This is a genomic window from Pricia antarctica, from assembly GCF_900101815.1.
Classification (GTDB): domain Bacteria; phylum Bacteroidota; class Bacteroidia; order Flavobacteriales; family Flavobacteriaceae; genus Pricia; species Pricia antarctica.
Genome location: NZ_FNAO01000009.1, coordinates 60,737 through 75,149 on the forward strand (window position 1 = coordinate 60,737; position 14,413 = coordinate 75,149).

Here is a 14,413-nt window from a genome sequence, read left to right on the forward strand (position 1 = left end):
TTTAACCATAGATAGTAACATTATTATAACGTATGGGGCCATTGGAAGTTTTTATGATGTAATCGCCATCTGGCAGGTTGATATTAATAAACGGCACCAAGGTTTTTTTTATTGGCAGTAAAAAATAATTCAAGTACCTTGTTCGCTACTTTAGTTTTTCTAAAACCAAAATCATAGTATGTCAAAAAAGAAAAAAAGTTCGATTACGAGCAAATCGCGTAGAAATTTTGTAAAACACTCGGGGCTTGCCGCCGCAGGATTCATGATCGTACCTCGACATGTACTCGGCGGGCCGGGCTTTGTTGCGCCCAGTGACACGCTTAATATTGCCGGTATTGGCGTAGGAGGCAAAGGTGAGGGCGATCTGGCCGCATTTGCAGAAAGTCCGAACGTAAACATCGTGGGACTTTGTGATGTCGACGATCGGCAGGCCGTTAAATCCAGGGAATCTTTCCCCAAGGCCAAATATTACAGTGATTTCAGGGAAATGTTGGATAAGGAAAAGAACAATATCGATGCCGTTTCCGTTTCCATTCCCGACCATAACCATGCCGTTGCCGCCTACAAGGCCATGGAAATGGGGAAACATGTATACGTACAAAAACCCCTTACCCACGATATTTGGGAAGCTCGAATGCTTACCGAGGCGGCCAAAAAGTTCAAGGTCGTCACCCAAATGGGCAACCAAGGTGGGTCGGGAGACGGCGTACGCAAAATGAAGGAAATTTATGAGGCCGGATTAATCGGCGACGTTCATACCGTGCAATGCTGGACGAACCGTCCTATTTGGCCACAAGCACTGGAAACTCCTACCAAAAAGAATAAAATACCGAAAGGTTTGGACTGGAATCTTTGGTTGGGTACTGCGGAAACACGGGACTATAACGATGCTTATCTGCCTTTTGACTGGCGGGGCTGGTCGGACTTCGGTACGGGAGCCCTTGGTGATATGGCCTGCCATATCATGGATCCGGTGTATCGAATTCTTCCCATTCTCTATCCTACGACCGTTGAGTGTAGTGTTTCCAACTCTTTTAAAGGAAAATTCGAGACCGCCGACTACCCGAAAAGCTTTCCCAATTCCAGTACGATATACTTGAAATATCCAAGAACGGACGGTAAAGGCAGTATCGATGTCAGTTGGATGGACGGTGGCCTGCGTCCTGCTAGGCCCGATGAGCTCGGCGATGACGAAGCCTTCGGAAACTGGGACGGGGGTGTCCTTTTTATCGGTTCAAAAGGAAAGTTATTGGCAGATTGCTACGGTGCCGATCCCCGATTATTGCCCCTGTCGCTCAATGAGCAGATCAGCGTTAAAGAAACCATTCCACGTGTGCCCGAAGGCCATTACCTACAATGGGTGAACGCTTGTATGGCGGGATACGGCAATGCGGAAACCAGTTCGTCTTTTGATTATGCCGGGCCGTTTACCGAAAGTATTTTAATCGGAAACCTAGCATTGAAATCATATTTCGAAGTCGACCCCAATGCCGAAAATAAAGGGTTCTGGGGCGGCGGCGCCCAATTCCAGGGTAGAAAACGCCTGCAATGGGATGCCGACAACATGAAAATCACCAATTTCGAACCTGCGAACAAATATGTTAAGCGTACCTATCGGGATGGGTATTCCGTTGGATAACACCGAGATTTTAAATTCCAAGCATCAAATCCTCAAATTTTTTTGCGAGGTAAATGTGATAGACTGGAGCTTAACCGCTCCAGTTTTTTTGCGTTGATTTTTTCAAAGAAAACCCTAATTCTAGCAAAAGTCAACCTTTTTTTTGGAATTTGGAATTTAGAATTTGGTGCTTTTATTGCCTTACCTTTGCCCTATGCTAGAAGACAAAAACCAAGAACGTACCGCACTTGAACAATTGGGCGAGTTCGGACTGATCGACCATCTGACCCAAAATTTTGCGATTTCCCGTAAATCTACCCTAAAAGGCATTGGTGATGATGCCGCGGTGCTGGATTTCAAGGATAAAAAAACAATCGTCACCACAGATATGCTCATCGAGGGAGTACACTTCGACCTGAGCTATATGCCCTTGAAGCATTTGGGCTACAAGGCCGTCATGGCCAATCTTTCGGATGTCTACGCCATGAACGCCACCGCTACCCAAATCGCAGTTTCCGTAGCCGTCTCGAACCGATTCCCCTTGGAAGCCTTGGAGGAACTTTACGCGGGCATTGCCCTAGCCTGCCAAATTTTTAAGATAGATCTCATCGGGGGCGATACGACCTCGTCGACCACCGGAATGTTGATCAGCATCACCGCTTTGGGGGAGGCCGACGAAGCTGAAATCGTATATCGCAGCGGGGCCAAGCCGAACGATCTTTTGGTCGTCAGTGGCGATATCGGTGGCGCCTATATGGGATTACAAGTGCTGGAACGCGAAAAGGAAGTTTTCAAGGTGAACCCCAACACGCAGCCCGATCTATCGCCTTATTCCTATATCGTCGAGCGGCAACTAAAACCTGAAGCCCGAAAGGATATCGTCGAACTTCTGAAAAAACTAGAGGTGCAGCCAACGGCAATGATCGATGTCAGCGACGGATTATCCTCGGAAATTCTCCACCTTTGTAAAAACAGCGCCGTCGGCTGTAACCTTTTCGAAGAAAAGATTCCGCTAGACCCCACCGTAATATCCGCTTGTGAGGAATTTAAAATGGACAGCACTTTAGTAGCCCTCAGTGGCGGTGAAGATTACGAACTCTTGTTCACTATCGACCAAAAAGATTTCGATAAGATCAAGGGCAACCCCAATATGACCATTATCGGGCACATGACGGAGGAAAGTGAAGGTGCGCATTTAGTAACGCGGGGGAATACCAAGATTCCGCTGACGGCACAAGGATGGAATTCTTTTGGTAAGGAATAATCACCACTGACTTTCCTTATAAACGTTAGTTTGGCCGCAATTGGTGAAGTTAAATGGAAGTCATACGTAATGCAAGCCTCCGCATCGGGGGAATGCTATTTTTACAGAAAGCAATCCATCCAAAGAAAAAATGAAACCGTTACGAAAACTCCTTAGACTTTTAGGCATGGTATCGTTGACCCTCTGCGTCGGTGCCAGCATGTATTCCTGTGCCTCGGTACCCAAAGTATCGAAAGAAAACAAAGAAACAATTAAAGAGGTCATGCGGAGTCCTATTCTTGAAATGGTAAAAGGAAAAGCCGGCTTTGCCAACTCTCAAGATTGGAAAGTTTGGTACGAAGACATCGTCCCGAAAGATTCCGTAAAAGGCACTGTGGTATTGGTGATGGGTGCGGCCAACGATGCCCTGAGCTGGCCCTTAAATTTTATCGCCAACTTTACCGATGCTGGATATCGCGTCATCCGCTATGACCACCGCGGCACGGGGCTTACCGATTCGGAGGAGGGTTGGGACAGGAAAAACCCCTATTCCCTTGCCGATATGGCCCAAGACCCTATCGCCATATTGGATACACTGGGTATTCAAAAGGCACATTTTGTTGGTGCTTCTATGGGAGGGATGATTGCGCAGATCATGGCCATTGAACATCCCGAGCGCACGCTTAGCCTCACCTCGATTATGTCGACAGGAGATATTTTGGATAGCGAACTGCCCCAAACCGATCCGGAAATCCTTCCCAAGATGATAAGTGCCGTGATAAAGCATGGTATCCTTGGGGGCAAAAAGGGAAAGATCAAGCTTCAGTTGGTGCATAAGAAAATCTTGATGGGCGAGGCAACGGGCGACATTGCCGTAGAACCCATCGCCGAAGCAGCTTTTTACAACCTAAAAGAACGTAAGGGCTATCACTTTATAGCGGGCCGGCATCATCAAAAGGCCATTGAGGCGTCAGGTTCACGATATGAGGCCCTTGCCCAATTGAAAATTCCTGTTTTGATTATACATGGGGAGCAAGATCCTGTAATTCCTATCGCCCATGGGCGAAAAATGGCCGAGACCATTCCTTACGCCGATAGCCTTTGGTTGGACAATATGGGGCACGACCTTCCGGATGCGCTATTGGATACGATTGCGAAACGTAGCATTCGAAATTTCGAGAAAAGTGGGACGTAAAGGAATATGTTTCTCCCCCCTTACTCTTCCATCCCATTATGTTCCATCAAATAATCGGTAAGCAATGTATACAGATGGCGACTCGTATTCTCACCTTCATAAATACCGTGTGAACGGTTCGGGTAGGCCATCATCGTAAACTTTTTGTTCTGGCGGATAAGCTCATTGACCAGATACTCCATATTCTGGTAGTGGACGTTGTCATCGCCGGTGCCGTGCACTACCAAAAGGTCACCCTCGAGGTTCTTGGCATAGGTGACCGGTGAGCCCTCGACAAAATCTTCCTTATTCTCTTGGGGAAGGCCCATATATCGCTCCTGATAGACATTGTCATAAAAAAGCTGATTGGCCACTGCGGCCACGGCCATTCCGGTCTTGTAGATTTCGGGGTAGCGGAACATTAGGTTGAGGGTCATTGAGCCACCGCCGCTCCAGCCCCAGACGGAGACCCTTTCCTTGTCTAAATACTCCCATTTTAGGACTTCTTCCGCGGCCTGCGCTTGGTCCCGCGAGTTCAACACACCCACTTTTCGGTAAATGCTTTTGCGCCATTCGCTTCCTTTTAAGGAAGGTGTGCCGCGATTGTCCATGTTAATAACAACAAATCCCTTTTGGGCGAGGAATATCTCATAGAGTCCTACCCAAGTGTCCGTTGCTACTTGGCCCCAAGGCTCTCCGTAAACGTGAAAAAGCACGGGATACTTTTTGGAAGCGTCGAAGTCCAAAGGCTTGGTCATCCGGCCATCGATATCGATCCCATCAGCCGTGGTGACACTGAAAAATTCGGTTTTCGGCAGTTCAAGAGTCTTGAGTTTTGAGTTTAGTTCCGTATTGTCGACCAGTTCGGTAAGAATTTTATGGTCGGGCAGACTGACCAAACGCGTCGTTTTGGGCGATGCGACATCGGTATGGTGGTGTATCGCATACTTGCCGTTCGGGGAAATCTGATACGTATTTACCCCGCCAAAAGTTTCGGGGGTGATACGTTTTGCTTTGCCCTTGCCATTGATTTTTGCGCTATACAGATAGCGCTGGGTGGGGTTTTCGGGGGATGCGCTAAAATAGACCTCCTTGTCCGTAGCCGCATAAAAGGCGGCTACGTCATAATCACCAGGAGTCAAAAGTGTCTTTTTTCCGGATGCGATATCCACTTTATACAGATGCCGCAAGCCATCGGTCTCTGTCATGCGGATAAAGGCGGAATTGCCATCTACCAACAGCAGGCTATTTGAACCCCACTGATTGGATGAGATATCAGGATAACTCAAATCGACCCAAGTGTCCTCGGTCTCGATATACACTTTTTTCAGTTCTTCGCTCGATGGCCGATAGGTAAAAATGTTCAGGATATTCTGTTTTCGGTTAAGCTGTTGAATAAGCAACAGGTCTTCATCGACCCACTGCATAGCGGGAATATAATGCTGTACGGCATCCCCGGGCACCGGAATCCACTTCGTTTTATCGTTTCTTGCATCGACTAGTCCCACTTTGGCAGAGGAGGGGTCGTACCCCACTTTAGGATATTGCAGCGGCACCGGCTCGGAATACACCGAATCGGTGTTGTTGATCATATAAAAAGTTTTTATCTCGGAGGCATCCAACTGCCAATAGGCGATCTGTTGGGCATCGGGACTCCAGCTAAAACCATCCCGTGCCCCGAATTCTTCTTCGTAGACCCAATCGAAGGTTCCGTTGATGATGTTGCCATCGCCATCTTCGGTCAACTGTGTCATTTCGCCGGACTTAAAATCCTCTTTATACAGATTGAACCCAGATACATAGCCCACAAAGGTATTGTCGTCAGAGAACTTGGCGAACATCAGGGAAGATGAGGGCAATTCTTTTCCGATTTGGCTTAACCTGTTGGTATCAAAATCGTACACCCAATAATCGCCCTTGGTGTTCGAACGCCATACCCGGCTGGTATTGGTGAAGATCAGCACTTTGCTGCCGTCTTTCGACAGGCTGAAATCGGATACCGAGAGGGGTTTGCCGTTTTTTGGTGTAAGCTGCTCCGTGGAAAGAAAGCTGCTTTGGGTGTTGTCTCTACTGAGATATTTGACCAGTTCATCGACGCCCTCGCTGTTTTTTTCAATGGTGATAAAGGCGTTTCCGTTATCGACCCAAGATATCGGGCGTTGACTTTCGCCCCTGAACTCGTTTGAGTTAAAGATACGGTCAAGGGTTAGAAGCGATGTTTCGGTTTCTTGGCCCTGTAGGAGAAGGGACGAAACTAAAAGAAGGAGAACGAGTAAGGCGGTGGACTTTGTTTTCATTTTTGTGTATTACGAATTTTTCAGTTCTTCGATTGCTTCTGGCGTTTTCGCCAGTGGTTTTCCTAAAAGACGACTTCCAGACGCAGTGATGGCAAAATCTTCTTCAACCCGTATTCCGCCGAAATTTTTCATTTTTTCTAATTCGTCGTAATTTACAAAATCGGTGTATTTGCCTTCCGCCCGCCAAGCATCAATTAAAAAGGGATTGAAATAGAGTCCGGGTTCTACAGTAACCACGAAATTCTCTTTTAAAGCCTTGCCCAAACGCAGGGATTTTAATCCGAATTCGGTGCTTTTTTTTAAATCGGGAGTGTAGCCCACGTAGTGTTCCCCCAAGTTCTCCATATCGTGGATGTCAAGGCCCATCATATGGCCGAGTCCGCATTGGAAAAATAAAGTATGCGCCCCGGCCGCGACCGCGTCATCAGCATTACCTTTCATCATGCCCATGTCGGTCAGGCCTTCCACCAGTTTTTTAGCGGCTAGCAGATGCAAATCTTTGTAGTGAACGCCCGGCTTTAGAGCAGCGACGGCGCTGTTATGGGCATTAAGCACGATATCGTAAACGTTGCGCTGTAAGGCGTTGAACTTTTTACCAGCGGGAAAAGTGCGGGTCATGTCCCCTGTATAACCCATGGCATTCTCGGCACCGCAATCACAGAGTACCAGATCGCCTTCGGAAAGGGTGTTCTGGGTGGCGTGAACGTGCAAGTACTGTCCATTTTTGGTCAGAATTATGGGAAAGGCAATATTTCCGCCACCTCCTATGGCAATGGACTGCAGTTCACCCGCAATTTGGAGTTCGGTTCTGCCAGGCCGGGTGTTTTTTATCGCATGTGTATGCATGGCCACGGTAGTATTTACCGCCTTTTCGATTTCGACCAGCTCTTCATCGGACTTAATCTCGCGCTGGGCGACGATGGCCTTAATCAGATTGACGGATTTATTTTTATCCACCTCGGCCAGCTTTATGCCCAAGAGTTCGGCCAATCGTATTTTAGTATCCGCACGGTATGGGGACAAATAATGTATCTGTTGCCCCTTTTGCTTTTTCTGTCTTACATAAGCTTCAAGTTCATTCACCACCTTAACGGAAGTAATCCCAGATTTTGCGGCTAAATCCGCCATAGGTGCAGCGGCGCCCGTCCAGACCATTTCTTCGGGCGTGGCATCGTTGCCGAAAAGGATATCGCGATCGTTGTCGATATCGATTAAAAAATACAGATTGGGAATGCCGTTGATTCCGGTGTAATAAAGAAATGAACTATCCTGCATAAACGGATACCAATTGTCTGCATAGTTCATGGGGCTTTCCGCGTTTCCGGGAAAAATAACTAGTCCAGATTTTAAGGTTTTTTTGAGTTGATAGCGTCTTTCGATATATGTTTTTGATGGGAACATAAAGATGTTTTTGATTTCAGCAAATATAAAGAGTTTACCAAAGCCTCTTCAATAACAGCGCGAAAGGTTTACTATGGAGGTGGAAAATCCGATTGAACTCCTCTAAAATGAAGAACTTTTTCAACGCATGATGGCAGAATTTCAAACGCTTGTAAACTAAAAAAGGGGTAAAAATTTTGGATTAGAAGAGAACACTTGAAAACCATGAATAAAAAAACCGATGTACGAGACACATCGGTTTTATTAAACTAACTTAAATAATCAGTTGCTAAATTCGAGGTTTGATTCCGGTTACGGGTTAAGTGAACGTGAGGGTATCATTAGTAAAATCCACATTTAATTAGTGGATAGCTCTATCGATTCCCCCTTCATTTGGACCGGGTCGATCTTAAGACCAAGCCTCTTTAAAATCGTAGGTGCAATCTGGTTGCTGTAAAACTGTTCTTGATGATCTACTTCCCCCTTTGGGGATACATCTTTCCCAAAGAGAATCATCCAGACACTTCCGGCGCCTTTGACATCACTACCGTGGCCTTTCCAGCTTTTTAAAGGTTCGGTGCCACGACCATGATCGGTGGTGATTATAAAAAGAGTGTTGTTTTTATAGAAGGGGTCGCTCTGGGTAAAATACCATAGCTGCTCTATTAAAGCATCGGTAGTATGGGCCGATTTCAAATACGAATCATATTCTCCATCGTGCGCAAAATCATCGGTTTCACCATAGGAAATGTACACAAATTCCGGGTGGTCTTTCTTCATTTTTTCCAAGGCGTAGTAGTGCGTAAAGGCATCGAAACGAACGGAGGACCAAGGACTGGGGACTTTCGGCTGTAATTCGTTCAGGAACATTTCGCGATCGGTCAAATCCTTACCTTGAGCCAGTTCGAAACCGGCATTGACCGGCACGTCCGCGCGTTCTTCGTTGACGATGTACGGGAATACGTCCCAACTTCCGAAAGCGGCGACCTTACCTTTATATTTTGAATCTGTATTGGCAATTTCGAGAATAGTCGTGTTCGGATTTGGAATTTTATCATTGCTGTCGATGCGGGCATCATCCGCTTTACCGGTCAAAATTTCGTTGTAGCCGGGATAAGAAAACCACATTTTGTTGGTCAAGTCCACTTGGCTACCCAGCATCCTATTGCCGTGAATCTGTCCCATTTTTGAAACTTCCTTCCAAAAAAAGGGCATTAGGGCTTCCCGTCTTGCCTTGGGTGTTTCTTTCCAAAAGCGTTCCTTTAAATCGGTGGTATCGTTTACATATTCCGAATTGGCGATCAACAGCGAATCGGCGCCAGTAAAAAGATCTTGCCAACGGAAGCCATCCAAAGTAATCAGTATTATCTTGGTATCATCGGTTTTTTGGGCACTGCACAGCATTGGAATTGAAAATACCATGGTAAGAATCAGCTGTACCAATTTTCGTCGCATAGTTTTGTGTTTACGTATATTATACCAAATTACAATTTTCCCGCCTATTAAAAAAGTAGTTCACAACGTGCCGTATCTAGCATTGACAAGAACAGGACCGAATTTATCCGGACGGGTATCAAATACCCGTATTGACCAAAAAAAGAAATCTGAACTTTACCCCTGATTTTTAAAGCTCCAGCGCTACCAAGAACTACAGCGAAGATTCCCCGCTCAAATCGACATCAACACCCTAATCATCTACTAAGTTCACGAACAGCGCAGGAAAAACAGGGTCGAATAATGGGCAATCCATTTCATTGGCATCATCATCCGTACAGGAGAACAGCATACTGAATATTAATATAACCAGAAGAAATCTCTTCATCTTAAAAAGATACGTAAAACGCGAAACGGTTGCGTGGGTTCGCCTGTATTCTATTGCAGTGCCCCGACACTGCAAGGACAGTAACCGCCGCGCGTTACCGTACAAATTATAGAAACGAAAAACCCCAACAGTTTTATAATCAAACAGTTGAGGTTTTAATAATCTGTGGAGAATACCGGAGTCGAACCGGTGACCTCTTGCCTGCCAGGCAAGCGCTCTAGCCAGCTGAGCTAATCCCCCTTTTGGCTGCGCAAAGGAAATACATTTTGGGAAAGTATCAAAATACTTGTTAAAGTAATTAAACAATATACTCGTTATAGCCTAGAATCAATGCAAGCTGCAAGAATCAAGAACCAGCGCTTTATTTGGTTTTAAACGCTAGATCGGAAACTTGGCGCCTCCTTAATCCTTCTTAACGCTCAGCACCAATACGGGTATCCGCGCCGAAAATTCCGCTTTTGGTATCGTACTCTTTTCCCAAAGATTTTTAAAAAATCCTCTTTTTCTCCTGAACACACATAAAAGATCCGGCTGCTGTGCTTGCAGATGCTCCAGTACGCCCAAATAGGTGCTGGGCGCTTCGGTGAGTGTCAGTTGAGAACTGATATCCATCAAGGCTGTGTTGATTTTTAGGTCATCATCGGAATAACCCGGGGTCTTCACCATAAGCAGATTGACCTTGGCGTCGAACTTTTGTTTAATGGCTATCAGGGGATCCAGTATCCTTTTACGCTTTAAAATACCCGATTTAAATGCGGTCAAAATAGTTTTCATCGGCTTGAGGGTGGTGCCCTTGGGCACTATCAGCGTGGGAATATTGGTTCTTTTAACTATTCTTCCGGAAGTATATCCTAAATAAAGTTCTTCTTTGACATCGTTGCTTCTTGGGGCCATAATTATAAGGTCTATGCCCAGTTCTTTATCGATATCCTTTAAGCCGTCAACAAGATCTCCATTATAAGTAGCAATCTTAATTTTTATATTTTTGGAATCTATTTTATCGATGACCTCCTTTACATGTTCCTTACTGCTTTCGGCCACTTTTTGCTCGACGTTGGCCAAACTTTTACCTGCTCCGACCGAAACGTTGAACACTTCCATAACATAAATGTTGGCCGAAAACTCCGTGGCGAAATTCACGGCATACTGCAAAGTGTGAAAGGAATCGGGGGATGCACCTATGGGTACCAATATATTTTTTATCATAACGGTCAGGGTTAAAGCTTTAAATTTACAATAAAATCGTTCAAAGATGATTCGACAGGGAAAAATATTCGAAATACCTGAAATTCTTGCTATTACCGCGGCCTGTTCGAAGCACATGATCGAAAAGGATATTTTTCAATGGAATCAGCATTACCCGTCAAAGCAGATCTTTGAAAAAGATGTAGACCGTTCGGAACTGTATGTGCTGGAAATGGCTGGCCAGATTATCGGAACGATTGTGGTTTCTATACATAGGGATGACGAATATGCCCAAGTCGATTGGCTGACCCCTAACAAAGACAATATCTACGTCCACCGATTGGCGGTACATCCTGATTTTCAAGGCAAAGGTTTTGCACGGAAATTGATGGATTTCGCGGAAAAACACGCCCGTGAAAAAGGATGCCTCTCCGTTAGATTGGATACATTTAGCAAAAATCAACGCAATCAAAGGTTCTATGAGGCGAGAGGATACCAAAAGCTGGGCGATATCATCTTCCCGAAACAGAGCGAACATCCGTTTCATTGTTATGAGCTGGTGCTTCAATAGTGTCATCTCAACTTGACATGACACTAAATTCCGCATACCTTGCCGCCCTTGAAAACAACTATAAATTTTAAAGCCATCAACCGTTTGGCGATTCCTGCGACCATCGCGGGCATTGCCGAACCCCTCTTGTCGATTACCGATACGGCCATTGTGGGCAATATTCCGGTTGACGGGGTCGAATCGCTTGCCGCTGCAGGAATTGTCGGCTCGTTTCTATCGATGTTGATCTGGGTGCTGGGCCAGACCCGTAGCGCTATTTCAGCTATTATTTCCCAATACTTAGGAGCCGGAAGGATCGAAGATGTAAAAACCTTACCCGCACAGGCCATTTTTCTCAATATTTCCTTGAGCCTGCTTATTTTGGGTTCCACCATTTTTATCGTCGAGGATATTTTCAAGTTGTTCAATGCCTCCGGTAAAATTTTGGACTATTGTGTCTCGTATTATTCCATTCGTGTCTGGGGCTTTCCATTGACGCTCTTCGTTTTCGCCGTGATGGGTATCTTCAGGGGATTACAAAATACCTACTACCCCATGATTATCGCCATCACCGGGGCCGTGCTCAACATCGGACTCGATTTTCTTTTGGTCTATGGAGTAGAAGGATGGATTCCCGCCCTGTATCTCGATGGCGCCGCCTATGCCAGCTTGATTGCGCAGGGCAGTATGGCCGTTATGGCGTTTATTTTACTGTACACGAAAACCGATATTAGCCTAAAATTAAGATTCCCCTTCAACCCCGAGCTCGGGAGACTGATCGGTATGAGCCTCAATCTTTTTGTGCGTACCATCGCCCTGAATACGGCCATGCTCTTGGCTGTTCGGGAGGCTACCGATATGGGACCCAGATATATTGGCGCCCATACCATCGCCATTAACCTATGGCTGTTTTCATCATTTTTTATCGATGGATATGGTGCGGCGGCAAATATCATGGGCGGACGGCTTTTAGGTGCTAAGGATTATAACGGATTGTGGACCTTGGCCAAAAAGATAACCGGATACGGCTCCGTTGTCAGTTTAGTATTGATGCTGGCCGCTTTTCTATTCTACGACCCTATAGGGAATGTTTTCTCCAACGAGACCATCGTACTCGAAACTTTCTATGCCGTTTTCTTTATCTTGATTCTGGGATTGCCCATCAACACGGTAGCTTTTGTTTTAGATGGATTGTTCAAAGGATTGGGAGAAATGAAATATCTGCGGAACACACTACTAGCGGCCACATTTCTAGGATTTATCCCCGTACTTTATTTGGGGAAGTACATGGATTGGAAACTCTACGGCATCTGGATGGCATTCACGGTTTGGATGCTTATCCGCGGGGCCGCTTTGGTCTGGAAGTTTCGAAGAAAGTTTCGGCCGTTGTTGCAAAACGCTTAAATTTGATATAAAGGATTACATTATGTATTAATTACCGGTAATTTCTGGTCGAGCGTGGTCGAGATCTAAGTCGCAAATTGCCCAGAGGTCTAGACCGCGCTCGACCCGACACCGGAAACCCTCTAGTCTCCTAATTCACAAACTTCACCTTTACAACTTCTATAATTTCACCCTATGGCAACAGACAGACAAAACGGAAGCTTATACACCCATATCACTGGAAAGGTCGCTACCTTAGAATTCGGCCATCCTGCCGGCAATTCGTTCGTGCTTGAAATGTTGGATCGATTTGCGGCTGAAATCCAGAAACTTTCCATTAATGACACCATTTTGGTAATCGTTCTTAAATCAGAGGGCGATAGGGCCTTTTGCGGGGGAGCATCCTTTGACGAACTGATGGCCATATCAAATCTAGAGGAAGGCAAGGTCTTTTTCAGCGGATTTGCCAAGGTCATCAACGCCATGCGCAAATGCACAAAGGTCATCGTAGGCAGGGTTCAGGGCAAGACCGTTGGTGGCGGCATCGGGCTTGTATCCGCATGTGACTATGTCTTTGCTTCAGAAGCGGCATCCATTCGATTATCGGAACTTTCGATCGGTATCGCCCCACTGGTCATCGCCCCTGCGGTAGCACGAAAAATCGGAACCGCTGCCCTCTCCGAAATGTCGCTCTCCCCCACCGAATGGAAAAGTGCCTATTGGGCGCAGGAAAAAGGACTCTTTTCCAAAGTATTCGACAACATCAAGAAACTGGACAAGGAACTGGACTTTTTTGCAAACCAGCTCTCCAATTATAATCCAGATGCTTTAGCAGAATGGAAAGCCGTGCTGTGGGAAGGCACTTCGCATTGGGATGCCTTATTGACGGAGCGCGCCGCCGTCACCGGAAAATTGGTATTATCCAAATTCACAAAAAACGCACTTTCGAAATTTAAAAAATGAGCTCGTTTCAACTTTTTGTTTGGAACCGATATTTTCGGCTTTTGTTTCCTAATGTTGTCATTTTTTTATGGCATAGCCTTTGCCCCGGAACTCAAATATGAGGAAATTAGGGTGCAAAATGTGGAAATCGCAGGTAAAAGAAAATGTTTAAACGAGTTCAATAACTCAAATTCAATTAGAATGAACGGAAATATTATATTCCTACTTCTTGCAGTTATCGTAATCGTCATCTGGATCTTTAATCGTTGGCGGGGGAACAGGATGCACGGGAAGTGAGTTTGAAAAATGAACTTCAAATATCCATGCACCAAAACTGATTTAAAAATCGGTGACAATGAAAATAAATCGACATTTGCTCGAATGACTTGGTTACCAGTAAAAATTTCTTCACCAAACTGTTCGATTTCACTGAAGACCATGACAGAAAACGACAACTTCTACCTCAATCAAGAAGAACCAAATAAAAGCTGCCTGCTCGCCTTACGAAGAATCATTTTGGACCAAGACGCAGCGGTTGCCGAAACCAGAAAATGGGGCATGCCCTGCTTCTGTTATCAAAAAAAAATGTTCTGCTATCTGTGGACAGATAAAAAAACGAAGGAACCCTATCTACTTTTTGTGGAAGGCAAATACCTTGACCATCCTAAACTAGAACAAGGAAATCGTTCCCGGATGAAAATTTTTAGGATAGCGTCCCGTAAGGATTTACCCATTGAAACCATTGAATTGTTGCTGATTGAGGCTTTGGATTTGTATAGGAAGGGGAGGGTTAAAATCAAATAGAACACAAGTCCCCCT

Annotated in this window: 11 protein-coding genes and 1 tRNA gene; 7 read left to right on the forward strand and 5 right to left on the reverse strand. The window is 45.5% G+C overall.

Annotation, left to right across the window (positions count from 1 at the left end):
- Positions 1–178: 178 nt before the first annotated feature.
- The 3 genes from BLT07_RS17375 (at position 179) to BLT07_RS17385 (ending at position 4,056) form a co-directional block, all read left to right on the forward strand.
- Entirely contained in the window at positions 179–1,639 is a 1,461-nt protein-coding gene (locus BLT07_RS17375) for a Gfo/Idh/MocA family protein (protein ID WP_091872534.1), read from the forward strand.
- Positions 1,640–1,832: 193 nt separating this feature from the next.
- Entirely contained in the window at positions 1,833–2,882 is a 1,050-nt protein-coding gene (thiL, locus tag BLT07_RS17380) for a thiamine-phosphate kinase (RefSeq protein ID WP_091872539.1), read from the forward strand.
- Between the two features lie 130 nt (positions 2,883–3,012).
- A complete protein-coding gene (locus BLT07_RS17385; RefSeq protein ID WP_091872543.1) occupies positions 3,013–4,056 on the forward strand; it encodes an alpha/beta fold hydrolase in 1,044 nt (347 codons plus the stop codon).
- 20 nt (positions 4,057–4,076) lie between these two features.
- On the opposite strand, the gene BLT07_RS17390 is transcribed toward BLT07_RS17385, so the two are convergent.
- The 5 genes from BLT07_RS17390 to BLT07_RS17410 form a co-directional block, all read right to left on the reverse strand.
- Positions 4,077–6,332: a S9 family peptidase gene (locus tag BLT07_RS17390; protein WP_091872547.1), complete on the reverse strand. Its 2,256-nt coding sequence runs from the start codon at positions 6,330–6,332 to the stop codon at positions 4,077–4,079.
- 9 nt (positions 6,333–6,341) lie between these two features.
- On the reverse strand, positions 6,342–7,733 hold the full coding sequence (locus BLT07_RS17395) for an aminopeptidase P family protein (RefSeq protein ID WP_091872552.1): 1,392 nt from the start codon (positions 7,731–7,733) through the stop codon (positions 6,342–6,344).
- A gap of 336 nt (positions 7,734–8,069) precedes the next feature.
- Entirely contained in the window at positions 8,070–9,167 is a 1,098-nt protein-coding gene (locus BLT07_RS17400) for a sulfatase-like hydrolase/transferase (protein WP_091872555.1), read from the reverse strand.
- Positions 9,168–9,700: 533 nt separating this feature from the next.
- A tRNA-Ala gene (locus tag BLT07_RS17405) sits at positions 9,701–9,774 on the reverse strand.
- Between the two features lie 162 nt (positions 9,775–9,936).
- The gene (locus BLT07_RS17410; protein WP_091873024.1) at positions 9,937–10,737 is read right to left on the reverse strand and encodes a universal stress protein; all 801 of its coding nucleotides are present in this window, start codon (positions 10,735–10,737) and stop codon (positions 9,937–9,939) included.
- Between the two features lie 49 nt (positions 10,738–10,786).
- Between BLT07_RS17410 and BLT07_RS17415 the strand changes: the two genes are divergently transcribed.
- The 4 genes from BLT07_RS17415 (at position 10,787) to BLT07_RS17435 (ending at position 14,398) form a co-directional block, all read left to right on the forward strand.
- Positions 10,787–11,290: a GNAT family N-acetyltransferase gene (locus tag BLT07_RS17415; RefSeq protein WP_091872558.1), complete on the forward strand. Its 504-nt coding sequence runs from the start codon at positions 10,787–10,789 to the stop codon at positions 11,288–11,290.
- Positions 11,291–11,338: 48 nt separating this feature from the next.
- Positions 11,339–12,673 (forward strand): MATE family efflux transporter, encoded by a 1,335-nt coding sequence (locus BLT07_RS17420; protein WP_091873027.1) that lies wholly within the window; start codon positions 11,339–11,341, stop codon positions 12,671–12,673.
- 174 nt (positions 12,674–12,847) lie between these two features.
- Positions 12,848–13,615 (forward strand): enoyl-CoA hydratase/isomerase family protein, encoded by a 768-nt coding sequence (locus tag BLT07_RS17425; RefSeq protein WP_091872562.1) that lies wholly within the window; start codon positions 12,848–12,850, stop codon positions 13,613–13,615.
- Between the two features lie 417 nt (positions 13,616–14,032).
- Positions 14,033–14,398 carry a DUF1801 domain-containing protein gene (locus BLT07_RS17435; protein ID WP_091873031.1) on the forward strand — a complete coding sequence of 122 codons (366 nt, stop codon included), beginning with the start codon at positions 14,033–14,035 and terminating at the stop codon, positions 14,396–14,398.
- The last annotated feature ends 15 nt before the right edge of the window (positions 14,399–14,413 follow it).